This window comes from Mangrovibacter yixingensis (assembly GCF_020523985.1).
Taxonomy (GTDB): Bacteria; Pseudomonadota; Gammaproteobacteria; order Enterobacterales; family Enterobacteriaceae; genus Mangrovibacter; species Mangrovibacter yixingensis.
Genome location: NZ_JAIVKM010000005.1, coordinates 184159 through 210538, shown reverse-complemented (window position 1 = coordinate 210538; position 26380 = coordinate 184159). Strand labels below are relative to the sequence as shown.

General features: G+C 50.0%; 24 protein-coding genes. 20 read left to right on the top strand and 4 right to left on the bottom strand.

Going from position 1 to position 26380, the window contains the following annotated elements:
- Positions 1 to 102 precede the first annotated feature (102 nt).
- From purL to glnB, 5 genes are all read left to right on the top strand, one after another.
- Positions 103 to 3984, top strand: a complete 3882-nt coding sequence (gene purL / locus LC084_RS16945; RefSeq protein WP_226572346.1) for a phosphoribosylformylglycinamidine synthase — start codon at positions 103 to 105, stop codon at positions 3982 to 3984.
- 583 nt (positions 3985 to 4567) lie between these two features.
- A complete protein-coding gene (locus tag LC084_RS16940; protein ID WP_226572345.1) occupies positions 4568 to 6022 on the top strand; it encodes a sensor histidine kinase in 1455 nt (484 codons plus the stop codon).
- Positions 6015 to 6788, top strand: a complete 774-nt coding sequence (locus LC084_RS16935) for a two-component system QseEF-associated lipoprotein QseG (RefSeq protein ID WP_226572344.1) — start codon at positions 6015 to 6017, stop codon at positions 6786 to 6788. The genes LC084_RS16940 and LC084_RS16935 overlap by 8 nt, the downstream gene beginning before the upstream one ends.
- Positions 6785 to 8125, top strand: a complete 1341-nt coding sequence (glrR, locus tag LC084_RS16930; protein ID WP_226572343.1) for a two-component system response regulator GlrR — start codon at positions 6785 to 6787, stop codon at positions 8123 to 8125. Before LC084_RS16935 ends, glrR begins: the two co-directional genes overlap by 4 nt.
- 108 nt (positions 8126 to 8233) lie before the next feature.
- Positions 8234 to 8572, top strand: a complete 339-nt coding sequence (glnB, locus tag LC084_RS16925) for a nitrogen regulatory protein P-II (RefSeq protein ID WP_226572342.1) — start codon at positions 8234 to 8236, stop codon at positions 8570 to 8572.
- Positions 8573 to 8641: 69 nt separating this feature from the next.
- Here glnB and hmpA read toward each other — a convergent pair whose 3' ends face one another.
- Entirely contained in the window at positions 8642 to 9832 is a 1191-nt protein-coding gene (gene hmpA / locus LC084_RS16920) for an NO-inducible flavohemoprotein (protein ID WP_226572341.1), read from the bottom strand.
- Positions 9833 to 10151: 319 nt separating this feature from the next.
- Here hmpA and glyA point away from each other — a divergent pair, with 319 nt between their 5' ends.
- The gene (gene glyA, locus LC084_RS16915) at positions 10152 to 11405 is read left to right on the top strand and encodes a serine hydroxymethyltransferase (RefSeq protein ID WP_226572340.1); all 1254 of its coding nucleotides are present in this window, start codon (positions 10152 to 10154) and stop codon (positions 11403 to 11405) included.
- 137 nt (positions 11406 to 11542) lie between these two features.
- Entirely contained in the window at positions 11543 to 12688 is a 1146-nt protein-coding gene (locus tag LC084_RS16910; protein ID WP_226572339.1) for a 3-phenylpropionate MFS transporter, read from the top strand.
- A gap of 1 nt (position 12689) precedes the next feature.
- Here LC084_RS16910 and csiE read toward each other — a convergent pair whose 3' ends face one another.
- Positions 12690 to 13973 (bottom strand): stationary phase inducible protein CsiE, encoded by a 1284-nt coding sequence (csiE, locus tag LC084_RS16905; RefSeq protein ID WP_226572338.1) that lies wholly within the window; start codon positions 13971 to 13973, stop codon positions 12690 to 12692.
- 132 nt (positions 13974 to 14105) lie between these two features.
- Between csiE and LC084_RS16900 the strand changes: the two genes are divergently transcribed.
- Complete coding sequence (locus LC084_RS16900) at positions 14106 to 14720, top strand: DUF1007 family protein (RefSeq protein WP_226572337.1); 615 nt, start codon at positions 14106 to 14108, stop codon at positions 14718 to 14720.
- Complete coding sequence (locus LC084_RS16895; protein WP_226572336.1) at positions 14711 to 15715, top strand: nickel/cobalt transporter; 1005 nt, start codon at positions 14711 to 14713, stop codon at positions 15713 to 15715. Before LC084_RS16900 ends, LC084_RS16895 begins: the two co-directional genes overlap by 10 nt.
- Before the next feature lie 46 nt (positions 15716 to 15761).
- Here LC084_RS16895 and suhB read toward each other — a convergent pair whose 3' ends face one another.
- Positions 15762 to 16565, bottom strand: coding sequence for an inositol-1-monophosphatase (gene suhB, locus LC084_RS16890; protein WP_226572335.1), 804 nt, complete (start codon positions 16563 to 16565; stop codon positions 15762 to 15764).
- Between the two features lie 119 nt (positions 16566 to 16684).
- On the opposite strand from suhB, the gene trmJ reads away from it, so the two are divergent.
- The 11 genes from trmJ to sseB all read left to right on the top strand — a co-directional run bounded on the left by trmJ (position 16685) and on the right by sseB (position 25464).
- Positions 16685 to 17419 carry a tRNA (cytosine(32)/uridine(32)-2'-O)-methyltransferase TrmJ gene (gene trmJ, locus LC084_RS16885; RefSeq protein ID WP_226572334.1) on the top strand — a complete coding sequence of 245 codons (735 nt, stop codon included), beginning with the start codon at positions 16685 to 16687 and terminating at the stop codon, positions 17417 to 17419.
- A gap of 125 nt (positions 17420 to 17544) precedes the next feature.
- The gene (gene iscR / locus LC084_RS16880) at positions 17545 to 18036 is read left to right on the top strand and encodes a Fe-S cluster assembly transcriptional regulator IscR (RefSeq protein ID WP_036116374.1); all 492 of its coding nucleotides are present in this window, start codon (positions 17545 to 17547) and stop codon (positions 18034 to 18036) included.
- A 111-nt stretch (positions 18037 to 18147) separates the two neighbouring features.
- A complete protein-coding gene (locus LC084_RS16875; RefSeq protein ID WP_226572333.1) occupies positions 18148 to 19362 on the top strand; it encodes an IscS subfamily cysteine desulfurase in 1215 nt (404 codons plus the stop codon).
- Positions 19363 to 19392: 30 nt separating this feature from the next.
- Positions 19393 to 19779: a Fe-S cluster assembly scaffold IscU gene (gene iscU / locus LC084_RS16870; protein WP_036116369.1), complete on the top strand. Its 387-nt coding sequence runs from the start codon at positions 19393 to 19395 to the stop codon at positions 19777 to 19779.
- A gap of 48 nt (positions 19780 to 19827) precedes the next feature.
- The gene (gene iscA, locus LC084_RS16865) at positions 19828 to 20151 is read left to right on the top strand and encodes an iron-sulfur cluster assembly protein IscA (RefSeq protein ID WP_036116367.1); all 324 of its coding nucleotides are present in this window, start codon (positions 19828 to 19830) and stop codon (positions 20149 to 20151) included.
- Between the two features lie 78 nt (positions 20152 to 20229).
- A complete protein-coding gene (hscB, locus tag LC084_RS16860) occupies positions 20230 to 20745 on the top strand; it encodes a co-chaperone HscB (RefSeq protein ID WP_226572332.1) in 516 nt (171 codons plus the stop codon).
- 64 nt (positions 20746 to 20809) lie between these two features.
- Positions 20810 to 22660, top strand: coding sequence for a Fe-S protein assembly chaperone HscA (hscA, locus tag LC084_RS16855; RefSeq protein ID WP_226572331.1), 1851 nt, complete (start codon positions 20810 to 20812; stop codon positions 22658 to 22660).
- Position 22661: 1 nt separating this feature from the next.
- Entirely contained in the window at positions 22662 to 22997 is a 336-nt protein-coding gene (fdx, locus tag LC084_RS16850; RefSeq protein ID WP_226572330.1) for an ISC system 2Fe-2S type ferredoxin, read from the top strand.
- Between the two features lie 12 nt (positions 22998 to 23009).
- Positions 23010 to 23210 carry a Fe-S cluster assembly protein IscX gene (gene iscX / locus LC084_RS16845; protein ID WP_226572329.1) on the top strand — a complete coding sequence of 67 codons (201 nt, stop codon included), beginning with the start codon at positions 23010 to 23012 and terminating at the stop codon, positions 23208 to 23210.
- Between the two features lie 96 nt (positions 23211 to 23306).
- Positions 23307 to 24596 carry an aminopeptidase PepB gene (gene pepB / locus LC084_RS16840; RefSeq protein ID WP_226572328.1) on the top strand — a complete coding sequence of 430 codons (1290 nt, stop codon included), beginning with the start codon at positions 23307 to 23309 and terminating at the stop codon, positions 24594 to 24596.
- A 73-nt stretch (positions 24597 to 24669) separates the two neighbouring features.
- Positions 24670 to 25464, top strand: coding sequence for an enhanced serine sensitivity protein SseB (sseB, locus tag LC084_RS16835; protein WP_226572327.1), 795 nt, complete (start codon positions 24670 to 24672; stop codon positions 25462 to 25464).
- A gap of 43 nt (positions 25465 to 25507) precedes the next feature.
- Here the strand turns inward: sseB and sseA are convergent, their stop codons facing one another.
- On the bottom strand, positions 25508 to 26347 hold the full coding sequence (gene sseA / locus LC084_RS16830) for a 3-mercaptopyruvate sulfurtransferase (RefSeq protein WP_226572326.1): 840 nt from the start codon (positions 26345 to 26347) through the stop codon (positions 25508 to 25510).
- Between the last annotated feature and the right edge of the window lie 33 nt (positions 26348 to 26380).

Below are 26380 nucleotides of genomic sequence, written 5' to 3'. Positions count from 1 at the left end.
GCAAACGGTTTCGTCAGCGCCTGGTATTCTCTATAATGACGCCCGTTTTCCCCCGAAATACCTGGCTAAGCGTCTATTGGCCCTTCGAAGACGAGAGATTTAATGATGGAAATTCTGCGTGGTTCGCCTGCATTGTCGGCATTTCGTATTAACAAACTGCTGTCCCGCTTTAAGGATGCTCATCTGCCAGTGAGCAATATTTACGCCGAGTATGTTCACTTTGCTGACCTAAAAGCACCACTCAGTGCCGATGAACTCGCCCGCTTACAGCGCTTGCTGAAATATGGCCCAACCCTGACAGAAAACACACCGGAAGGGCAACTCATTCTGGTTACCCCGCGCCCGGGTACTATTTCTCCGTGGTCTTCTAAAGCGACTGATATCGCACATAACTGCTCTTTGGAGCAGATTAGCCGCCTGGAGCGTGGCGTTGCTTACTATTTACAGGGGACTCTGACTGAACAACAGTGGCTACAGGCTGCTGAATTAGTGCATGACCGCATGATGGAAACGGTGTTCAGCACTATGAATGATGCTGAGCGCTTGTTTGCACACCACGAACCGGCACCAGTTCAGTCTGTCGATATTCTTAATCAGGGGCGTCAGGCTCTGGTTGATGCCAATATCCGTCTGGGCCTTGCTCTGGCAGAAGATGAAATTGACTACCTGCAAGATGCATTTACTAAGCTTGCCCGCAACCCGAACGATATCGAACTGTATATGTTCGCCCAGGCGAACTCAGAACACTGCCGCCATAAAATCTTTAATGCCGATTGGGTCATTGATGGCGAAGAACAGCCTAAATCGCTGTTTAAAATGATTAAGAATACGTTTGAAACCACGCCAGACCATGTGTTGTCAGCCTATAAAGATAACGCCGCTGTTATGGAAGGTTCAACGGTTGGGCGTTTCTTCGCAGAGCGGGGCTCAGATCATTATGATTTTCACCAGGAAGAAGCGCATATCCTGATGAAAGTTGAAACCCATAACCACCCGACGGCTATTTCACCATGGCCAGGCGCTGCAACCGGTTCTGGCGGTGAAATTCGTGATGAAGGTGCCACCGGGCGTGGTGCAAAACCCAAGGCTGGCCTGGTAGGGTTCTCAGTATCTAACCTGCGTATCCCTGGGTTTGAGCAGCCGTGGGAAGAAGACTTCGGTAAACCTGACCGTATTGTTTCAGCACTGGATATTATGCTGGAAGGGCCGCTCGGTGGGGCTGCATTTAACAACGAATTTGGCCGCCCGGCACTGAATGGTTATTTCCGTACCTATGAAGAGCGGGTGACCAGCCACAACGGCGAAGAACTGCGTGGTTACCACAAGCCGATTATGCTGGCGGGTGGTATTGGTAATATTCGTGCCGATCACGTTCAGAAAGGGGAAATTCCACCGGGTGCCAAACTGATTGTGCTGGGTGGCCCGGCGATGAACATTGGCCTCGGTGGTGGTGCTGCATCTTCCATGACTTCCGGCCAGTCTGATGCCGATTTGGATTTTGCCTCTGTGCAGCGCGATAACCCAGAAATGGAACGCCGTTGCCAGGAAGTGATTGACCGTTGCTGGCAGCTGGGCTCCAACAACCCGATATTGTTTATCCATGATGTTGGCGCTGGTGGTTTGTCGAATGCGATGCCTGAACTGGTGAGTGATGGTGGGCGTGGCGGGCGTTTTGAACTGCGCGATATCCTGAATGATGAACCTGGTATGAGCCCGCTGGAAGTGTGGTGTAACGAATCCCAGGAGCGTTATGTCCTGGCAGTGGCACCAGAACAGTTGGCCTTGTTTGATGAACTATGCCGCCGTGAGCGTGCCCCTTATGCGGTCATTGGCGAAGCCACTCAGGAACAACATCTGACCTTGAATGACCGGCACTTTGATAACCAGCCAATTGATATGCCGCTGGATGTGTTGCTGGGCAAAACGCCGAAGATGACCCGTAATGTAACCCGCCTTAAAGCCGAAGGTAAGGCTCTGGATTGCTCAGCAATTAATCTTGCTGACGCGGTTAAACGCGTAATGCATTTACCCGTGGTTGCGGAGAAAACTTTCCTGGTCACAATTGGTGACCGTACTGTAACTGGGATGGTTGCTCGGGATCAGATGGTCGGCCCGTGGCAGGTTCCGGTGGCAAACTGTGCTGTGACCACCGCCAGCCTGGACAGCTACTATGGTGAAGCAATGTCTATGGGTGAACGTGCCCCCGTTGCATTGCTGGATTTCGGTGCCTCTGCTCGCCTCGCTGTAGGTGAAGCTCTGACTAACATTGCTGCCACACACATTGGTGATATCAAGCGTATTAAATTGTCGGCAAACTGGATGGCCGCTGCCGGGCACCCGGGCGAAGATGCCGGGTTATACGAAGCGGTGAAAGCGGTTGGCGAAACCTTGTGCCCACAATTGGGGCTTACCATTCCGGTGGGTAAAGACTCCATGTCAATGAAAACCCGTTGGCAGGAAGGCAGCGAACAGCGCGAAATGACTTCACCGTTGTCACTGGTTATTTCTGCCTTTGCCCGCGTGGAGGATGTGCGTGGCACGGTAACACCACAATTGCGTACTGGTGGCAACGCACTGTATCTGGTTGACCTTGGAGAAGGGGCAAATACTCTGGGCGCAACCGCTCTGGCTCAGGTTTACCGTGGTTTGGGGGATAAACCGGCCGATGTCCGTGATGCCGCTAAGCTGAAAGGTTTTTACGATGCCATGCAGGCACTGGTAGCTGAAGGTAAATTATTGGCTTACCACGACCGTTCAGACGGTGGCTTGTTGGTCACTTTGGCAGAAATGGCCTTTACGGGGCACTGTGGTATTCAGGCGGATATTTCAGGGCTGGGTGACACATTGCCTGCACTGTTCACTGAAGAACTGGGTGCAGTTATTCAGGTTGCAGAAGCTGACCGTGCTGTTGTTGAGCAATGCCTGAAAAGCTACGGCCTCGAAGCCTGTGTTCACTACCTCGGCCAGGCTGTTGAAGGTGACAGCTTTACTCTGACAGCCAACGGTGAAACGCTTTATAGCGAAAAACGTTCTCAGCTGCGCATGTGGTGGGCGGAAACAACCTGGCAGATGCAGCGCCTGCGTGATAACCCGGATTGTGCGGACCAGGAACATAACGCGAAAGCCAATGAGCAGGATTCCGGTCTGAATGTTGCATTGACCTTTGATATTAATGAAGACATTGCCGCGCCTTATATTGCTACTGGTGCTCGTCCGAAAGTGGCAGTATTGCGTGAGCAAGGGGTTAACTCGCATGTGGAAATGGCTGCAGCATTCCATCGCGCAGGTTTTGACGCCATCGATGTACACATGAGTGACTTACTGTCTGGCAAGCGTGATCTGGAAGCATTCCAGGCACTGGTTGCCTGCGGTGGCTTCTCTTATGGTGACGTACTGGGCGCCGGGGAAGGTTGGGCTAAATCCATCCTGTTTAACGAACGTGTTCGTGACACTTTCCAGGCGTTTTTCCACCGCCCACAAACTCTGGCTCTTGGTGTTTGTAACGGTTGCCAGATGATGTCCAACTTGCGGGAGTTAATCCCTGGCAGTGAGTTGTGGCCACGCTTTGTACGTAACCATTCTGATCGTTTTGAAGCGCGTTTCAGTCTGGTGGAAGTGGCTCAGAGCCCGTCTTTATGGCTTAACGGTATGGCTGGTTCTCATATGCCTATTGCTGTTTCCCATGGTGAAGGCCGTGTGGAAGTCCGTGATGCTGCACATCTGGCAGCACTGGAAAGCAAAGGGCTTGTGGCATTGCGTTATATTGATAACGCTGGCAGCGTCACTGAGAACTACCCTGCTAACCCTAATGGTTCACCAAATGGTATTACAGCTGTTACCAGTGAAAGTGGCCGGGCGACAATCATGATGCCGCACCCTGAACGTGTGTTCCGCACAGTCAGTAACTCCTGGCACCCGGAAAACTGGGGAGAAGATAGCCCCTGGATGCGTATTTTCCGTAATGCGCGTAAGCAGTTGGGGTGATATCGTTTCAGGCATAATCATTTCACAGAGCCTTCCTTTGGGAAGGCTTTTTTGTTTTTCAGGCACTGTCTGGCTTGCTGTGTTGCTGGTGTGTCTCTATTTGCCAACAGAGTGGTTATTATATTGTCGCTATTTGGTGACACTTAATTTACTGATTATTAGTGTATTTATTGTTTTCTATTTATAGTGTCTCTTTTTGGCGACGTCTTAGGTGTATGGTTACTCTGCTGTTTACCAGTGACCTGAAGTTAATCTCATAATAATCAGGTGATTACATTTTATTTTCATACTTGGCACGATCTGTGCATATACTTATTCAGTGGCTCATTCACCTCGTTATGTCAGCCCCATCTGGGCGCGCTACATAAAACTCCGAATGACGCACAAAAAGGTGCCTGCCGTCCAACTACTGATTATTGCAATGCTTTATCAGGCTCAGGGCGAAACGTTGAGTTAGGCACCGCCTGAATTTTGAACAAAGGCAGGGTTTTTATTCCCTGCCTTTGTTGTTTCTCTGCCTGGTACTTTTCACTGGCTTACGTGTCAGTTAGCATCGAATGATTCAGGATGATGTGAGACAACCATGCTACTACCCCGCCAGCTTATTCCCCGCTCACTACGCCAACTGGTTATTATGGCGTTTTTATTAGTGCTGGTTCCCTTATTGGTTCTGGCCTGGCAAGCCTGGCAGAGCCTGAATGCGTTGAGCGACCAGGCGGCACAAACCAACCGTAATACACTGGTGGATGCCCGCCGGAGTGAAGCAATGACCAGCCTGGCTCTTGAAATGGAGCGCAGCTACCGGCAGTTTTGCGTACTAGACGATAATACGTTGCGAAACGTGTACCAGACACAGCACAGCCGTTATCTGGCTTTACTTGATGCGTGGAACAGCGGGTTGCCAGATAGCACAATTTTGCAGCAACTGAGGGATAATCTGGATGCCCTGTCACATCTGCAATGTACCAACAGTGTGCCGGAGAAACGGTCAGCACAGAATCTGGAGATCTTTGCCGATAACAATGCATCACTGGTTCAGGCAACCAGAGCCATGGTTTATTCTCGTGGGCAGCAACTTCAGCAAGAAATTGCTGAGCGTGGGCAGTATTTTGGTTGGCAGGCATTAATTTTATTTATTGTCACTCTGGTGCTGGTGATGCTGTTTACCCGCACTATCATCGGCCCGGTAAAGGCGATAGAAGCCATGATCAACCGGCTGGGTGAAGGGCAATTTCTCTCCAGTGAAGAAAGTGTCAAAGGGCCGAAAGAACTCCAGGTAATAAGCCAGCGCATAGTCTGGTTAAGTGAGCGCCTGGCCTGGCTGGAATCCCAGCGCCACGAGTTTCTTCGGCATATTTCACATGAGTTAAAAACGCCTCTGGCAAGCTTGCGAGAAGGGACTGAATTACTTGCCGATGAAATCGCTGGGCCGCTCAACACAGATCAGCAGGACATAGTGCAAATACTGGATTCAAGTAGTATCCAGTTACAAAAGTTGATTGAGCAACTACTCGATTACAATCGGAAAATAGTGGAGAGTGCAATCGAACTGTTGCCAGTGGAGCTGGGAGTATTAATCGACCAGGTTGTCAGTGCTAATGCTTTGCCCGCAAGAGCAAAAATGATGCATACCGTGATTGAACTGGATGAGCCATACTGCCTGGCTGATCCTGCTCAACTCACTACCGCACTGGACAATCTCTATTCCAACGCCGTGCACTATGGTAATGAATCCGGTAGTATTTATCTGCATTCAGCCCGTTCTGGTCAGTACATCAGCATTGATATAGCAAATACCGGTACGCCCATTCCTGATTCTGAAAAGAATATGATTTTTGAACCCTTTTTTCAGGGGCGCCAGCAACGCAAAGGTGCCGTGAAAGGCAGTGGGCTAGGTCTCAGTATTGCCCGTGACTGTGTACACCGTATGCAGGGGGAACTGAGCATAGTGGAACATAAAAAAGGTGATGTCTGTTTTCGCATTACGTTGCCTGTAGCTAAAACGGAAGTTGAGACGGAACACTTAAAAAATGCCTAATCCTTTTAGTACCTGTAGCGCCGTCGCGCGCAGGTTTTCTTTGCGGGCTATGTTATACCGGGTTTTATCGGGGGGGCTCTTTCTGGTGCTTGCTGGTTGCCAGTCAGGCAGTGAAACTACCTCATTATCCGGAACATTCAAAGCTCCGCCGGTACCACAAACCGAGTTGACTGATTACCTGGCAATGCGTTGCTCTGATTTGCTACAAATGCGTACCAGGGAAACAAGCGCCACAGAAAACCCGCTTTACTGGGCAGCATTTATTTCTTGCGCACGTCAGACAGAACCGAATACTGCCCGTGTTATCGCCAGCCGCTGGGCAGAGTCCGGGTGGTATGACACACTGCGAAGCGCCATTATGCTGTCCCGTTCTTTGCCAGAAAATACAGTGCGCCAGCGTTATCTGAATCAGGTATTTCTGGTGCATAAAGAAATTCCCGCCAGTGTCGTCCCTTTATTCAATATGTGGTGGGATAATGAGCAGTTGGCTCTGAAACTGGCAACCCAGCAAAATCAGTATGCCCAGTTGAAAAATAGCACTGACCAGGAACTTGAAACGTTACGCCAACAACAGCAACTCCTGCATCAGCAACTGGAAACAACAACACGTAAACTGGAAAATTTAACGGATATTGAGCGTCAGCTTTCAACCCGTAAAGCGGGTGGCGTCTATACCCCTGATACAGGTGCAGGCCATTCAGGTACTTCGCACTCATCAGGTAGTGCATCAGGGCAGTCAGGCTCTGATGGAGAGGAAACACCATGACATTAGCGGTCAACGCACATTTATTATTAGTGGATGATGATCCGGGGCTATTGAAACTCCTGGGAATGCGGCTTGCCAGCGAAGGTTACCAGGTTTCGACAGCAGAAAGCGGGCAGGAAGGGCTGCGGGTACTGTCGCGTGAGAAGATTGATCTGGTGATAAGCGATCTGCGCATGGACGAAATGGACGGATTGCAATTATTCAGCGAGATCCAAAAACGTAGCCCTGGCATGCCTGTGATCATTCTGACTGCTCATGGATCAATCCCCGATGCTGTTTCAGCTACTCGCCAGGGCGTATTTAGCTTTTTGACGAAACCGGTTGACCGTGAAGCACTGTACAAAGCAATTGACGAAGCGTTATCCCAGAGTGGGAGCGCAGTGGATGAAGCATGGCGGGAAAATATCGTTACCCGTAGCCCGCTGATGCAACGCTTGCTTGAGCAGGCCAGAATGGTGGCGCAGTCTGATGTCAGTATTCTGATTCAAGGGCAAAGTGGTACCGGTAAAGAAGTACTGGCCAGAGCTATCCATGCTGCCAGCCCCCGGTCTGGAAAGCCTTTTGTCGCTATTAATTGTGGTGCGTTACCTGAACAACTCCTCGAATCGGAACTGTTTGGTCATGCCAGAGGTGCTTTCACTGGGGCAGTCAGTTCCCGTGAAGGGTTGTTTCAGGCCGCACAGGGTGGGTCACTGTTTCTTGATGAAATAGGTGATATGCCGCTGGCATTGCAGGTAAAATTACTGCGAGTGCTTCAGGAACGCCAGGTGCGCCCGTTAGGCAGTAACAGCGATATCGCTGTAGATGTGCGTATTATTTCTGCCACACACCGTGACCTGCCTAAAGCGATGGAGCTAGGGGAATTCCGGGAAGACTTGTTCTATCGGCTGAATGTTGTCAGCCTGAAAATACCTCCACTACAGGCTCGCCCTGAAGATATTCCCTTGTTGGCAAACCACCTGCTGCGTCAGGCTGCTGGTCGCAATAAACCTTTTGTTCGCCGTTTCTCAACCGAAGCCATGAAATTGCTGGTCGCGGCGGCCTGGCCTGGTAATGTGCGCCAGTTGGTGAATGTGATTGAGCAGTGCGTGGCGCTGACGGCAGCGCCGGTTATTAATGAAGCACTTGTAGCCCAGGCGCTGGAAGGGGAAAATACAGCACTGCCGACGTTTGCAGATGCCCGCAGCCAGTTCGAACTCAATTACTTGCGTAAGTTGCTGCAAATAACCAAAGGTAACGTTACTCAAGCCGCACGTATGGCCGGGCGTAACCGTACCGAGTTCTATAAGTTACTGGCCCGCCATGAATTGGACGCCAGCGATTTCAAAGGTGCATGATTTTTTTGGCGCATTTACGTACCGCTATCTACCCGGTATGTGGTACCGTTAGCGCCCGCTTATGCTGTTCGTTGTTGCCTCCCCTGCGTGGCGTTTTAAGGAACCACCATGAAAAAGATTGATGCGATTATTAAACCGTTCAAACTAGATGATGTTCGTGAAGCTCTGGCTGAAGTGGGCATTACAGGGATGACGGTCACCGAAGTGAAAGGTTTTGGCCGCCAGAAAGGTCACACAGAGCTCTACCGTGGCGCAGAATACATGGTGGATTTCCTGCCTAAAGTCAAAATTGAAATTGTTGTAACTGACGACCTGGTAGATATGTGTGTCGATACCATCACACAAACTGCTCAGACGGGTAAAATTGGTGATGGCAAGATTTTTGTTTTTGACGTTGCGCGTGTAGTGCGTATTCGTACTGGCGAAGAAGACGACGCTGCAATCTAATTAGCTGGCGCTGACGTTTCCAAAATCATCATTTCTCTGAGCCCTCGCATTAAGCGAGGGCTTTTGTATTTACAGCACTTTATGTGGGCCAAAGCATTCGTAGTGAATACGTTCGGCGTTAACACCGTTATCCACTAACTGCCGGGCAATAAACTGCATAAACCCAACCGGGCCGCACAGCCACCAGGTCATTTGTGGGTCGTTCAGGCTGGATGTGTACGGGGTCAGGTCCATACGGCCTGCTTTAATACTGCTCGTCTCTGTAATATCTGCCGGCTCAGGCTTGCTGTACCAAATCTGTTGGGTAAAGTGGCGAAGTTGTGCTCCGGTATGTTTTACCAGACTAGAAAATGCGTGCTGGTGGCTATTTTTCGCTGCATGGAACCAATTAACCTGGGCCTGGTGGCCGCATTGTGCCAGTGAGCCTAACATGGCGAGTAATGGTGTCATCCCGGTACCCGCAGAAATTAAGCTTACTGGTGTTTGTGGTGTGACATTCAGGTAAAAATCCCCTGCTGGTGGTGCAAGGCAGACAATATCACCGGGTTCAGCGCAATCATGCAACCAGCGCGAAACCAACCCCTTATTGTCTCGTTTAACGGCGATACAGTAGTGTTGCCCGTCTGGCTGGTGGGTAAGGGAATACTGGCGAATTTCCTGATGTTCAAAACCGTCTGGTTTGATCCATACAGCAGTATATTGACCCGGTTGGTAAGCTATGACACAGCCACCGTCTTCAGCGGCAAATTTAAAACTGGTAATGGTTTCACTTTCTCGTGTTTTGGCGATAAGGCGAAAACGGCGTGTACCTTGCCAGCCACCCTTCTTATTCAGGTTGTTTTGGTAGATTTCCGCTTCGCGGCGAATAAATATCTCAGCCAGCGCCTGATAAGCCTTTCCCCATGCATCCAGCACATCCTGCCTTGGGTTGAGCATCTCCTTGAGTGTTGCCAGTAAGTGATAGCCAACGATGTCATATTGTGCTGGCTGAATACTGAAACTGGTATGTTTTTGGGCGATTTTCTCAACAGCTTTGCTCAGAGCTTCTGGCGTTTCCAAATGGCTTGCCCAGGCACAAATCGCATTGAACAGTGCCTCACGCTGATCACCATTACGTTGATTACTCATATTGAATATTTCTTTGAGTTCAGGGTTATAGAGGAACATCCGTTCGTAAAAATGAGCCGTCAACGCCGGGCCGGTTTCCATAACCGCTGGAATAGTGGATTTCACCATAGCGATGGTTTTTGCCTCAATCATCAGACTGTCTCCATTTTATAACATGTATTTTATATACATCTTATAAAATAAGCCGAGATGCTGTAAACGACTATTTTTTGCTGGACAAAGCGAGGTGGAAGATGAAATAACATGCATGTCATGTTGAGAAAATATCCTATTCTTTACGCATGTAATTGTTTTGTTGAAAGCCTTGTCTGGCGCTGTGCCAATCGTTTGCGTAAAAACCTCCTTCAGCCTCTATCTTCCCTTTGTGAATCGGTTTAAACTGTTGCCCGTTGCCCACAAGGGTCCCCTAAAGCAGTATATTTTTTACCGTTAGCTGAGTCAGGAGATGCGGATGTTAAAGCGAGAAATGAACATTGCCGATTATGATGCCGAACTTTGGCAGGCGATGGAGCAAGAGAAAGTACGTCAGGAAGAACACATTGAGCTGATCGCCTCCGAAAACTACACCAGCCCACGCGTTATGCAGGCGCAGGGTTCCCAGTTAACCAATAAATATGCTGAAGGCTACCCTGGCAAACGTTATTACGGTGGTTGTGAATACGTTGATATCGTAGAACAACTGGCCATTGACCGTGCTAAAGAACTGTTTGGCGCAGATTACGCTAACGTTCAGCCTCATTCAGGTTCCCAGGCAAACTTTGCCGTTTACACAGCATTGCTGCAACCGGGCGACACAGTGCTGGGTATGAACCTGGCCCATGGTGGTCACCTGACTCACGGTTCACCAGTTAACTTCTCTGGCAAACTGTACAACATCGTGCCTTACGGCATCGATGAAACTGGCCATATTGATTACGCTGATTTAGCCAAACAGGCGGAAACCCACAAACCGAAAATGATCATCGGTGGCTTCTCTGCATATTCTGGTGTGGTTGATTGGGCGAAAATGCGTGAAATCGCTGACAGCATTGGTGCTTATCTGTTTGTTGATATGGCACACGTTGCAGGTCTGGTTGCTGCAGGTGTTTATCCGAACCCAGTTCCACACGCTCATGTTGTGACAACCACTACTCACAAAACGCTGGCTGGCCCGCGCGGTGGTTTGATTCTGGCGAAAGACGGCAGCGAAGATTTGTATAAAAAACTCAACTCTGCTGTGTTCCCTGGTGGGCAGGGCGGTCCGTTAATGCATGTGATTGCCGGTAAAGCGGTAGCATTGAAAGAAGCCATGGAACCTGCGTTCAAAACTTACCAACAGCAGGTTGCTAAAAACGCGAAAGAGATGGTGTCTGTATTCCTGTCTCGTGGTTATAAAGTCGTTTCTGGCGGCACTGATAACCATCTGTTCCTGCTGGACCTGGTTGATAAAGAAATCACCGGTAAAGATGCTGATGCAGCTCTGGGCCGTGCCAACATTACCGTAAACAAAAACAGCGTACCTAACGATCCTAAGAGCCCATTTGTGACTTCTGGTATTCGTGTCGGTACACCAGCGGTTACTCGTCGTGGCTTTAAAGAAGCTGAAGTACGTGAGCTGGCGGGTTGGATGTGTGATGTGCTGGATAATCTTAACGATGAAGCCACCATTGAGCGTATCAAACAAAACGTACTGGCAATCTGTGCACGTTTCCCGGTTTACGCATAATTTCGTTTTACTTTACTAAAACGTATAAAACAGGCCGCACATCCGGCCTGTTTTTTTATGTGTTATCACACTGTTAATTACCACTTGCATGCCAGATGCCCCTCGGCGAAACTATCGCCCTCGCACAGGGAGGCAGTATGGTTATGCAGTCTACGCGCTGGCTGGCGCTCAGTTATTTCACCTATTTTTTCAGTTACGGTATTTTCCTCCCTTTCTGGAGTGTCTGGCTTGAAGGCCGCGGGCTTAAGCCCGATACCATTGGTTTATTGTTGGGATGTGGCCTGGTCGCCCGTTTTTTGGGCAGCTTGTTATTGGCACCTCGTGTGAACGATCCTTCCCGTCTGGTTTTTGCTTTGCGGTTGCTGGCTTCGTTAGCTTTCCTTTGTGCGCTCGGTTTCTGGGTAGGGAACCAGGTAGTCTGGCTATTATTAGTCATGCTAGGGTTTAACGTTTTCTTCTCGCCTCTGGTTCCTCTTACTGATTCTCTTGCCGGAACATGGCAGCGGCAATTCCCTCTGGATTATGGGCGAGTACGTCTTTGGGGATCGCTGGCCTTTGTTATAGGCTCTGCCTTAACCGGAAAACTGGTTAGCCTGTACCAGTCAGATGTGATTCTGATTATGTTGATGCTGGGAACCGGAGCAATGGTCGCGGGGATGATGCTCCGCCCGTCTGTGATGCCGCAGGGAGTATTGCGCCAGCAGGATCATACCGGTTTGGCGGGATGGTGGGCTCTGGTTGTACGTTCGTGGCGTTTTATTGCCTGTGTGTCACTGTTGCAAGGTGCGCATGCGGCGTATTACGGTTTCAGTGCTATTTACTGGAAAGATGCAGGTTATTCTGCTGCGACTGTCGGGTATTTATGGTCTCTGGGCGTGGTGGCTGAAATTATTATATTTGCCCTAAGCAACCGCCTGTTTCGCCGCTGGAGTGCCAGCCAGTTGTTACTACTTTCGGCTGTTTGTGGCGTTATTCGTTGGTCAATTATTGCCGAAACCACGGCATTACCGTTTTTACTGGTGGCACAGGTACTGCATTGTGGCAGTTTTACCGTCTGCCACTTGGCGGCTATGCGGTATATTTCGGCACGTCAGGGGGCAGATGTTATTCGTTTGCAGGCTGTCTATTCGGCGGTGGCGATGGGTGGCAGTATTGCGTTAATGACGCTCTTTGCTGGTTTCTTGTACCAGCACCTGGGGGCTGGGATGTTTTGGGTCATGGCGGGTGTCGCTTTCCCTGCGATATTTATTCGCCCGGCTCGCCCGTTGGTCAAACAGCCTTAGCTTAGCCTTCGAGAATGGTGCGAATACGCTGCTGTTGGTGGAGCGTTAAAGGTTCCACCGCGTGAATCAGCGGGGGAGATACCAACGGAAAGTGTGTCTCATAAGGGCTTATCACCAGGTCAATATCTGCAGGTGTCCCTTCATGATGAAAGGCCTGCACTGTCTGGTACTGGATATTTAACGGTAATAACGTCAATTCCCGTACCTGTTTTTCCAGTTCCTTTTCTCGTGGTGGATTATCACCAGTTAATAACAATACTTGTTTCTCATGTAGCGCATCAGCCTGCATTAGCCATGCACCGAAAATTACGGCGATAAGCCCGGTTTCCTGGGCAGAAAAGTGGAGCTGATAGTGCCCGGACAAAGGTTGCAGCACCTGCTGTGTTGTGCCTATTAATCGTGGATAAAGCCGTACAATTTCTTCTGGCAGGCTGGTTTCAATCCCAATACCCAGCACCACTCTTTCCAGTGCCTGGAACAGATGGATATATAGCTGGCGATGCAGGCCTTCTTCATCACTAAAGTGCAGACCTGTTTGTGTACGAAAATCATGGGTCATTCGCCGAATTGAGAAATGCAATTGCTTCTCATGCTGATTAGCCGTGCTGTCAGGGTCAGGAGTTTTAAGTAATGAAAAAACAAACCCTAGCATATGTGAATGCTGGCCGTGCACGGGAGCAGATAACTGGCGGTTAAGGTGCCCGAATATTTCACAGGCTGCCGAAAACTCATTGCGATTTTCAATCCATTCACGCTGCAAACGATTAAATTCAGGTAAACAGTCTGCTAAATGATAATGCAGACTGTAGAGTAGCCAGAATCGTAGAAAACGAGCATCACGTTCACTGAACTGCCTGGACAGGCGACGGGCACTTAAAGAAACCAGAGCATGCAGGTTTGTTTCATCATATAAAGCACGTGGGATACTTTGCTGTTTTAGGGTCTGTTTTATACGAGGGATTATCTGTTGCTCCACGAAGTCTGGTGTAATCCGCAGTGCCCGCCTTAACCAGTGGAACAGGCACAGTTGCTTGTCCAGGTCGGTGCCTTCAATAATGTAATGGCCTTCGGTGTTTGGCCGGATTACTAAACGGTGGCATGCATGAATTTCTTCATGAGTATCAGCAATATCATTATTCAGTGTTTCCAGGTCAGTACCATTAATAGTACTAAGTAATTCCGGTGTGAAATGTTGTTCAGTGAGCAAAAGCAATAACAACAGATGGCACTGGCGTTGCTGACGCGTAAGCACTGTTTTTACTGGCGCTGGCGTCGTTGTTGTCATGCTGCCTCTCCTGGAGATACATTAAGTAAACTTAAGCATATACATTGTCAGACGGCCAGATATGTTTTTATCCGCGGAATTTTGACTGGCTCACAAAATTTTATGTTGAGGAATTTTAGTTTGGTAAAGGCCATGAATTATAAATGGATTTTTCTTGTGGCGCTGGCGTATGCCAGTACCGTGTTGGCACATCCCCATAGTTTTATTGATATTCAAACCAGTACACTGGGGGATTCGCATTTATCCGGTCTGCAAATGCGCTGGGAAATGGATGAAGTGACATCGGCAGATTTGCTCTACGATGCCGGGTCGGCACCTGAAGGCGATGCCGTGTGGCAGAAACTGGCTCAGGAGGTCATGCAAACTATTTCTTTACAGCACTATTTCACATCACTGTGGTATGACCAAAAACCGGTGAGGTTGCTGGCTGTGGGGGGGAGTGGCAAGTTGTATAAAATAGGGCATAAAGCCGTACTTTCTTTCACACTTGCACCAGCGTCTCCTCTTGAGTTGGCCGGGCATACCTTCCGCTTGCAGACCTATGACCCAACCTATTATGTCGACATGTCCTGGCAGAAAGACAGCGATGTTACCTGGCCCGCTAATTGCGACGTCAAGGTCAAGACTCCCAGCCCTGGTGCCGAAATCCAGGCGTATGCGTTGTCGCTGGATAACCAGTCAGCACCCGATGAAGACCTTGCTTTAGGCGAGCATTTTGCCCAAAAAGTGGAGGTGGTATGTCATTGATCTCCACCCCGCGCAAGCAAGGGCCCCGTATTAGTGATATGTGGCCGTTAGCTGTTTTTCTTATTTGCTTAGTCATTGTTTGTGGTTGGCTATGGGCTAACTGGTCACAGGTGCTGTTTCAAAGTGCTTCCTGGCAGCGTGAGCTGAATCAACAGGTAAGCCAATTATTGCGCGGTATTGCCAGTACGCCAGTGAAATCCGGCATTATGTTGGTTGGCGTGAGTTTTCTCTATGGCATTTTGCATGCGCTCGGGCCTGGGCATGGAAAAGTGATTATCGCAACATGGCTTGCAACAAACCCGGCAAAATTGAAAACCAGCCTGCGTATGACACTGGCGGCTTCTTTGCTGCAAGGCCTGGTTGCAGTAGTGCTGGTGTTTGTCGTGCTCTATATATTGGCACTACCTTCACGCCAGCTTCATTACAGCCATTATCTTCTGGAAAAAACGAGTTTTTTAGTCGTGACCGCGCTGGGAGTAATGCTCTGTTTTCGGGCCATTCGCCAGTTGTGGCGCACATTAAAACGCCCAATACGTTTTCAACGTATGCACCTGGCAGGCAGCGGTAAGCCTGCTCATATCCATTCCCCTCATTGTGGCTGCGGGCATCAGCATATCCCGCTACCTGAACAGGTTTCTGGCGCAGTCAGTTGGCGTGAGAAGGCAATGGTTATTGGTTCCATGGGGATGCGGCCTTGCTCCGGTGCCATTATGGTGTTGTTGTTCAGCAAGGTAGCAGGCGTATTTTTCTGGGGAATTGTTGCGGCGATGGCCATGGCTGCAGGCACTGCGATTACGATTTCATTGCTGGCTTTTTTAACGCACGGTTGCCGTGCTATGGCACAAAAGCTGGTACAAAACCGTGGTGTGGTTTACTGGCAACAAACTGCGTGGGCGACATTGGCACTGGCTGGGGGAGTGATACTTTGCGTGTGTGGCATTGTGTTGTGGCAAAGTACCGAATTGGTTTTGCCTGGCTTACGGGGCAGGGGGTAAATCTACAGTTCCCTTCTCTGCATAACAGAGAAGGGAACTGAGTGGCTTAGCGTTTCAGCGCTTCACTCAGCTCATCGCGCATAGTAGACAGCATGTTTTTCACTACACGCGGGTTACCAGCAACGATGTTACCGGTGGTCAGGTAGTTGTGGCCGCCAACAAAGTCGCAAACCAGACCGCCAGCTTCACGCACCAGCAATTCACCCGCCGCGAAATCCCACGGGCGCAGACCAATTTCAAAGTATCCATCCACGCGGCCAGCGGCAACGTATGCGAGATCCAGTGCTGCAGAACCAGTACGACGGAAGTCAGCACATTCAATGAACAGTTTGCCCATGATATTCATATAAGTAGTGGCGTACTGTTTGGCCTTGAATGGGAAGCCAGTTGCCAGAATGGTACCGTCCAGGTCGCGGGCAGTGCTGCCACGCAGACGGTAGCCATTGAGCTGTGCGCCCTGGCCACGAACGGCAGTGAAAAGTTCATTGCGCATTGGATCGTAAACAACAGCCACTTCGGTACGGCCTTTGATACGAACAGCAATAGAAACAGAGAAGTGCGGTAAACGCTTAATGAAGTTGGTGGTGCCATCCAGCGGATCGATAACCCATTGTACATCCTCGTCAGTACCGGCCAGTTCACCACTCTCTTCAGTAATAATGGTGTGCTGAGGGTAAGACTTTTGGATAACCTCAATAATCAGACTTTCGGCGGCTTTGTCCACGTTAGTCACGAAGTCGTTGGTACCTTTCTGGCTGGTTTCAACGCTATCCGGGGTTTCGTAATTTTTGGCAATTAAGTTACCCGCCTTGCGTGCAGCGCGCACGGCGATATTGAGCATTGGATGCATCAGGTTTCTCTCACTGGATGTTAAAGAACAGGAAAACGGGCGGAGTATAGCAGAGGGTTCGGAATATGTCTCAGGTTTATGCTAATATGGCGCGATATTCTTAATCTGCTGTGAACATTATGCTGCAAAACATACGTGTAGTACTGGTTGAAACGTCCCACACCGGCAATATGGGGTCTGTTGCCCGTGCCATGAAAACCATGGGGTTAACCAATCTTTGGCTGGTGAATCCATTGGTAAAACCTGATTCTCAGGCTATCGCACTTGCTGCAGGTGCCAGTGATGTCATTGGTGATGCTCAGATTGTAGATACACTGGATGAAGCGCTGGCAGGGTGCAGCCTGGTGGTTGGCACCAGTGCTCGTTCCAGAACGCTCCCCTGGCCAATGCTGGATCCGCGTGAATGTGGCCTGAAAGCGACAGAAGAAGCGCAACATGCACCTGTCGCTATTGTATTTGGCCGTGAGCGTGTTGGCCTGACGAACGATGAACTGCAAAAATGCCACTACCATGTTGCGATTGCGGCAAACCCAGACTATAGCTCCCTTAACCTGGCTATGGCTGTGCAGGTCATTGCCTATGAAGTGCGTATGGCATTTTTGGGCCAGAGTGACGCTCATAAAAGTGAGTCCGAACCTACTCCTTATCCCCTCGTGGATGACCTGGAACGTTTTTATACGCACCTGGAACAGGTGTTGCTCAATACCGGGTTTATTCGCGCTAACCATCCCGGCCAGGTCATGAATAAACTGCGCCGTTTGTTTACCCGTGCCCGTCCGGAAAGCCAGGAATTGAATATTCTGCGCGGCATTTTGGCGTCGATTGACCAGGGTGAGCATCCGCACCAAAAATAGTTGACTAAAATAGTCAGGTAAATAGTTGACCAATTTACTCAGGAATGTCAGACTTGTCTTCGCTGTGCAAAACTATTCTATGATAAACCCCCGGCTCGAGGGGCATTTTTGAGGTTAAGTAAGACATGAGACTGACATCAAAAGGGCGCTATGCCGTCACCGCAATGCTGGACGTTGCGCTTAACTCCGAAGCGGGCCCGGTTCCGTTGGCTGATATCTCTGAACGCCAGGGAATTTCGCTCTCTTACCTGGAGCAGTTATTCTCCCGCCTGCGTAAAAATGGCCTGGTTTCCAGTGTCCGTGGCCCTGGTGGCGGATACCTGCTAGGTAAAGATGCCACATCCATCGCTGTGGGGGAAGTGATTAGTGCAGTAGACGAATCGGTAGATGCCACCCGTTGTCAGGGTAAAGGCGGCTGCCAGGGCGGAGATAAATGCCTCACTCACGCTTTATGGCGTGACCTGAGTGACCGTCTGAGTGAATTCCTGAATGGTATTACGCTGGGTGAGCTGGTGAATAACCAGGAAGTGCTGGATGTTGCTGACCGCCAGCACGGCGATAACACCCTTCGCAGTTCGCGTCCGCAAGACGCCATCAATGTTAAATTACGCGCATAAAAACGTAATAATATAGTTATTTCGAATCAGGCCAGGGTTACCTGGCCGCTGATATTACGCCGATATTGGCCTGATTCGCCGCATTGAAGTGATGTACGGAGCTTAAGAGCGATGAAATTACCGATTTATCTTGATTACTCAGCCACAACGCCGGTTGACCCGCGTGTTGCTGAGAAGATGATGCAGTTTATGACAATGGATGGGACTTTCGGCAACCCGGCTTCCCGTTCTCACCGTTTTGGCTGGCAGGCAGAAGAAGCTGTGGATGTAGCTCGTAACCAGATTGCTGAACTGGTTGGTGCAGACCCACGCGAAATCGTCTTCACCTCAGGTGCCACAGAATCCGACAACCTGGCAATTAAAGGTGCTGCAAACTTCTATCAGAAAAAAGGCAAGCACATTATTACCAGTAAAACAGAACACAAAGCAGTTCTGGATACTTGCCGCCAGTTAGAGCGTGAAGGTTTTGACGTCACTTATCTGGCGCCGCAAAGCAACGGTATTATTGACTTAAAAGCTCTTGAAGCAGCAATGCGTGATGACACAATCCTGGTTTCTATCATGCATGTTAACAACGAAATCGGTGTGGTTCAGGATATCGAAGCTATCGGCGAATTATGCCGTGCGCGTGGCATTATCTACCATGTCGATGCGACCCAGAGCGTAGGTAAATTACCTATCGATCTGAGCAAGTTGAAAGTTGACCTGATGTCTTTCTCTGGCCACAAAATCTATGGCCCGAAAGGTATTGGTGCGTTGTATGTTCGCCGTAAACCGCGTGTGCGTATTGAAGCGCAAATGCATGGTGGTGGCCATGAACGTGGTATGCGTTCAGGTACTCTGCCAGTTCATCAGATTGTTGGGATGGGTGAAGCCTATCACATTGCTAAAGAAGAAATGGCAAGTGAATCTGCTCGCCTTGGCGCACTGCGTGCTCGCTTGTGGAATGGCATTAAAGACATTGAAGAAGTCTATCTTAATGGCTGCCCGGAACACACCGCACCAAACATCCTGAACGTCAGCTTTAACTATGTTGAAGGTGAGTCACTGATTATGGCGCTGAAAGACCTTGCGGTTTCTTCTGGTTCCGCCTGTACCTCAGCAAGCCTTGAACCTTCTTATGTGCTGCGTGCTCTTGGTATGAGCGATGAGCTGGCTCACAGCTCTATTCGCTTCTCATTAGGGCGTTTTACGACAGAAGAAGAAATTGATTACACCATCGAACTGGTTCGTAAATCTATTGGTCGCCTGCGTGAACTTTCTCCGCTGTGGGAAATGTTTAAACAGGGTGTTGATCTGACGACCATCGAATGGGCTGAACATTAATCAATAAGCAGGACATAAGGAGAATTCACCATGGCATATAGCGAAAAAGTGATTGATCACTACGAGAATCCCCGTAACGTGGGTTCCTTTGATAACAACGATGAAAACGTTGGTAGCGGTATGGTTGGCGCCCCGGCATGTGGCGACGTCATGAAACTGCAGATCAAAGTAAATGATAACGGCGTGATTGAAGACGCACGATTTAAAACCTATGGTTGCGGTTCCGCAATTGCATCCAGCTCACTGGTTACTGAGTGGGTAAAAGGGAAATCCCTGGATGAAGCACAGGCGATTAAAAATACTGACATCGCCGAAGAGCTTGAGCTGCCGCCAGTGAAAATTCACTGCTCAATTCTGGCAGAAGATGCTATTAAAGCCGCAATTGCTGATTATAAAAGTAAACGCGAATCAAAATAATGTCTTCCGGGCTTGCCCGGAAATCTGAAAGCTTATTGAGGTTGTTGTATGTCGATTACCCTTAGCGACAGTGCTGCTACTCGAGTTAACACTTTTTTAGCTAACCGCGGAAAAGGTTTTGGCTTGCGCCTTGGGGTTCGTACCTCGGGTTGCTCCGGCATGGCTTATGTACTGGAGTTTGTTGACGAGGCGGCCGCAGAAGATGTGGTGTTCGAAGACAAAGGCGTCAAAGTGGTTGTCGATGAGAAAAGCCTGCGTTTTCTTGATGGCACTCAGTTGGACTTCGTAAAAGAAGGCCTGAACGAAGGGTTTAAATTCACAAACCCTAACGTGAAAAATGAGTGTGGCTGCGGCGAAAGTTTTAACGTCTGACAGCGCACCCTCCACCGACCCCATAGCAACATGTTTGCTGTGGGGTATTGCTTTTAGTCTGCAAACTCCGGAACGTTTATGGATTACTTTACCCTGTTTGGGGTGCCGGTAAGTTATTCGCTCGACAGCAGTCAACTGGCGGACCGGTACCAGGAACTGCAGCGTCAGTTTCACCCCGATAAATTCGCCAGCCGCCCGCAAGCGGAACAATTACTGGCTGTTCAGCAGTCCGCCAACATCAATCAGGCGTGGCAGACCCTGCGTCATCCCCTTTCTCGTGCAGAATATATTTTGTCCTTGCATGGCTTCGACCTGGCAAGTGAACAGCATACGGTGCGTGATACCGCGTTTCTGATGGAACAACTGGAATTGCGTGAAGAACTGGATGGCATTGAGCAAAAACGTGATGAGGTTCGTCTGGAAGCATTTTTAGCGCGCGTCACGCAAATGTATAATGCGCGCCACAAAGATATGGTGTCGCTGCTGGATGCAGAACAGTGGGACAGTGCCGCAGACAGTGTGCGTAAGTTGCGTTTTTTGGACAAGTTACGCTCGCAGGCAGAACAATTCGAAGAAAAATTGCTCGATATTTGATGCTGGTGTTTTCCGGCAACCATCAACCACCTGGTAACCCAGGTGATGAATTTGGAAGCTTAACATGGCCTTATTACAAATCAGTGAGCCCGGCATGAGTGCTGCGCCGCATCAGCGCAAGCTGGCGGTGGGGATTGACCTGGGGACCACAAACTCGCTGGTGGCGACGGTCCGTAGTGGGCAAACCGAAACCCTGGCTGACCATGAAGGGCGTCATTTGTTGCCATCAGTTGTACATTACAATGCCACGCAACATCTGGTCGGGTGGGAAGCGCGTGCAAATGCCGCTCAAGACCCAGCTAATACCATCAGCTCGGTAAAACGCCTCATGGGCCGTTCACTGAGTGATATTCAGGCACGCTACCCGCATTTACCTTACCAATTCCAGTCCAGTGAAAATGGCTTGCCGCTTATCGTTACCCCGGCAGGTGCTTTGAACCCGGTGCGTGTTTCTGCTGACATTCTCAAAAATCTGGCGGCAAGAGCGGTTGAGACACTGAACGGTGAGCTGGATGGCGTAGTTATCACGGTTCCAGCTTATTTTGATGATGCTCAGCGTCAGGCAACTAAAGATGCTGCCCGTCTGGCGGGCTTGCATGTACTGCGTTTGCTGAATGAACCTACTGCTGCGGCGATTGCCTATGGGCTTGATTCCGGCCAGGAAGGCGTGATTGCCGTGTATGACCTGGGTGGTGGTACTTTTGATATTTCTGTCCTGCGTCTGAATCGCGGTGTGTTTGAAGTGTTGGCAACCGGAGGGGATTCCGCGCTGGGTGGTGATGATTTCGACCACCTGCTGGCAGACTGGCTCTGTGAGCAGGCAGGGCTGAATACTCCGCTGGATAGCCGCCTGCAACGCCAGGTGCTGGATACGGCGATTGCCACCAAAATTGCGCTGAGTGATGCACAACAAACTGAAGTGCGGATAGGCGACTGGCTGGGCACCGTTACGCGTTCACAATTCAATGAACTGATTGGCGCACTGGTTAAACGGACTTTACTCTCCTGCCGCCGCACTTTGAAAGATTCCGGTATCGATGCCAGTGAAGTGCTGGAAGTCGTGATGGTGGGGGGCTCTACTCGTGTACCTCTGGTGCGTGAACGGGTAGGTGAGTTTTTTGGCCGTACACCGCTGACGTCAATCGACCCGGATAAAGTTGTGGCAGTTGGCGCGGCGATTCAGGCAGATATTCTGGTGGGTAACAAACCTGACAGCGAAATGTTGTTGCTGGATGTCATCCCCTTGTCACTGGGCCTGGAAACGATGGGGGGCCTGGTGGAAAAAGTTATTCCACGGAACACGACTATTCCTGTGGCCCGCGCCCAAGAATTCACTACCTTTAAAGACGGCCAGACTGCAATGGCGATTCATGTCTTGCAGGGGGAACGTGAACTTGTTTCCGATTGCCGTTCACTGGCCCGTTTCTCTTTGCGTGGCATTCCGGCATTGCCTGCTGGTGGTGCGCATATCCGCGTTACTTTCCAGGTAGATGCGGATGGGCTGCTGAGCGTAACGGCTATGGAAAAATCAACCGGAGTAGAAGCCTCTATTCAGGTGAAACCCTCTTACGGCCTGTCAGATGGTGAAATTGCTTCCATGATCCAGGATTCCATCAGTTTTGCAGAGCAGGATGTTAGCGCTCGAATGCTGGCAGAACAAAAAGTTGAAGCGGCCCGTGTACTGGAAAGCCTGGCCGGAGCACTTGACGTTGATGGCGCCTTGCTGGACGACAATGAACGTCTGGCGATAGATACTGCAGCAGTACAACTGCAGGATGCCGCTCAGGGAAATTCCCCAGACGCCATTGAAAATGCAATAAAAAATGTTGATAAGCAAACTCAGGAATTCGCTGCGCGCCGGATGGATGCATCTATTCGTCGGGCGTTGAAAGGCCATTCCGTCGACGAGGTTTAATATGCCTAAGATTGTTTTTCTGCCCCATCAGGATCTTTGCCCGGATGGCGCAGTTTTGGAAGCACAGACGGGTGAGACGATTCTTGACGTTGCTCTGCGCAACGGCATCGAAATCGAACATGCCTGTGAGAAATCTTGTGCCTGCACTACGTGCCACTGCATTGTTCGTGAAGGTTTTGATTCCCTGCCTGAAAGCAGCGAAGATGAAGACGACATGCTGGATAAGGCCTGGGGTCTGGAGCCAGAAAGCCGCCTGGGTTGCCAGGCGAAAGTAACAGATGAAGACCTGGTGGTTGAGATCCCGCGCTATACCATTAACCATGCACGTGAACACTAACAGGAGAGCGACATGGGATTAAAATGGACAGATAGCCGTGAAATCGGTGAAGCACTCTACGACAGCCGCCCGGATGTTGATCCGAAGACGGTTCGTTTTACCGATATGCACCAATGGGTTTGCGAACTGGATGAATTCGACGATGATCCCAGCGCATCCAATGAAAAAATTCTTGAAGCCATCCTGCTGGTTTGGCTGGATGAAGCGGATTGATACCAGGTACGGGCTGCATTTAGCGGCCCGTTTTTGCGTCTGTTCGCAGCATATTTTTTGTGTGAATCGTTACACACAGTTTTAAGGATACTAACAATGACAACTGAAGTGATGAACATCACGCTTTCCAGCACACCCGCTGATGCGCGCTGGGGCGAAAAAGCACTGTACAGCATCAATAATGAAGGGATTACCCTGCATTTAACCGGCAACAATGATAATGCGTTGATCCAACGTGCTGGCCGCAAAATTGATGGCCTGGGGTTCAAACAGGTCGCTCTGGCTGGCGAAGGCTGGGATGTTGAAAAAAGTTGGGCGTTCTGGATGGGCTACCGCGCGCCAAAAGGCGTGCGCAATGTTGAGTGGCCGGTTCTTGAACAAGCAGAACAGCAAGAACTCAATAACCGCCTCAAGATTATTGACTGGGTACGAGACACTATAAATCTTCCCGCAGAAGACTTGAGCCCGGAACAACTGGCAACCCGTGCTATTGATTTATTAGTGGATGTCGCGGGTGACCAGGTGAGTTACCGCATCACTAAAGGCGAAGATTTGCGTGAACAAAACTATGCCGGTATTCATACCGTCGGGCGTGGTTCCTCGCGTTCACCGGTATTGCTGTCCCTTGATTTCAACCCAACAGGCGATGCAGAAGCACCGGTATATGCCTGCCTGGTAGGGAAAGGTATCACCTTTGATTCTGGTGGCTACAGCCTGAAACAAAGCAGCTTTATGGACTCCATGAAGTCTGATATGGGTGGCGCTGCGCTGGTGACGGGTTCACTGGCTTTTGCGATTACTCGTGGCCTGCAAAAGCGCGTCAAACTGCTGTTATGCTGTGCAGATAATATGGTGAGTGGCAACGCGTTTAAACTGGGTGACATCATTCGCTACCGCAACGGCAAAACCGTTGAAGTGATGAATACTGATGCTGAAGGCCGCCTGGTGCTGGCCGATGGCCTGATTGATGCCAGCGCATTAAAGCCAGAGCTGATTATTGATTGTGCGACATTAACTGGTGCGGCGAAAACGGCGTTGGGTAACGACTACCATGCACTGCTGAGCTTTGACGATGCACTGGTCAGCAAACTGATGACCAGTGCAACTGCGGAAAATGAAGCCTTCTGGCGCCTGCCGCTTGCGGAGATCCACCGCCATCAGTTGCCATCAAACTTTGCCGAGCTGAATAACACTGCCGGAGCCGTTTCCCCGGCAGGTGCGAGTACGGCTGCGGGCTTCTTGTCGCATTTTGTCGAAAACTACCAACAGGGTTGGTTGCATATCGACTGCTCGGCGACATACCGTAAGTCTGCCGTTGATCTGTGGTCCGCTGGTGCTACCGGGATTGGTGTGCGCACACTGGCTAATCTGCTGACCAACGACTGAGTTGCCTGTGTAATCCGGAGCCTGAAGGTAATCCCTCAGGCTCTTTTCTTACCTGTACTTGATGAAAAGCACGATGGCCGATAACCAACCTCAACCTATCTCTCAAAATAAACTGGAAACATTGCTGGAACAGGCTGCGACTGAACCAGCATGGCGCCCGGCATTTTTCCGTGAATTACTCGATGCCAGTGTTTGGGTGCCGGGTTCTTCACCTGGTGATGCAGCAATTACGGCAGATTCTGTCGTTGACCTGCAGCACTGGGAAAAAGAAGACGGCACATCCGTGATTCCATTTTTTACTTCTGTGCAGGCACTCGAACAGGTAGTAGAGCACGAGCAGGCGTTCATTGTTATGCCTGCCAGAGTGCTGTTTGAGATGACTCTGGGGGAAACGCTGTTTCTTAATGCCCGGTTACCAACCGGGAAAGAGTTCCTGCCCGGTGAAATCCGCCACTTGTTGAGTGAGCAAGGCTCGCCACTGGCAGAGCACACAGTGCTGGAAGGTGGCAGCCAGTTGCAACTCTCTGCTGTGGAAAACCCACCGGCACAATTAGTTGAGTCACTGACTACGTTATTTAAGAACCACAATCGGGTAAAACGCGCGTTTGTGTGCACGCTAAAAGAGTCACCTGAAGAGGCGGGTAATTACCTGATTGGTATTGAAGCCGAAGGGGATATTGAACCTCTTATCTATGAAACCGGGAATGTGGCTGCAGATATACTAACGGGCGATGAACCGGTAGACATTTGCCTGGTCGCAGAAGGCGAAGCAGGAATCAGCCACTTTATGCTGGCACACTTGACGCCCTTTTATGAACGGCGTTGGGGAAGTTTTCTGCGTGATTTAAAGACACAGCGCATTCTGTAAAATTACCCCGGCAGGGGGAGACTTGCCGGGGTAATTAATTCTCTCAGGGTTCAACAGGTAAATCAGTCCGGCTTCCCCATTCACTCCATGAACCGTCATACAGCGATACGCCGTTCACATCCAGTGAAGTGAGTGCCAGCACAATCACCGCAGCAGTAACACCAGAGCCACAACTGGCAATAACCGGTTTGTCGAAATCCACTCCTGCCTTGGTGAAGATAGTGGCTAGCTCTTCCGGTGCTTTTAATGTACCGCCCTCAACCAGGGTTGCCCAGGGCACATTTAACGAGCCCGGTATATGCCCACGGCGCAAACCAGCGCGGGGTTCATCCACTTGCGCATTGAAACGCGCTGCTGGCCGTGCATCAACAATCTGGGCAGTACCTTCATGGCTAACCAGCAACACATCTGTGACGTTTTTCATTACTAGTGGGTCGAAATGGACGTTAAAATCGCTTTCTGGAAGAGAAGGGACACCTGTTTCCAGTGGCAAATTTAGTTTGCGCCATGCAGCCAGGCCACCGGATAAAATTGAAACGGTTTCCACGCCAAATGCGCGCAGCATCCACCATGCGCGTGGGGCAGAATAGAGGTTGCCTTCATCATACACAACCAGGTGCTTATCTTGATGAATACCCCGCTCACGCATCGCGACTGCAAAAGTTTCCGGGCGCGGCATAGTGTGAGGTAACGGGCTGCTGTGGTCAGATAATGCCTCAATATCAAAAAAAGGCGCTTCAGGAAGATGGCCTTCCAGGTACTCTTGCTGCATATCCCGCTGTTCATCGCCTACTGTAGCCATGCGGGCATCAATAATTTGAACTTCCGGGTCGTCCAGGTGCTCAAGAAGCCACTCAGGGGTGACAAAAAAAGCAGTACTCATGTTGGCCTCCTTTAATCATTTATCGGTTAATTC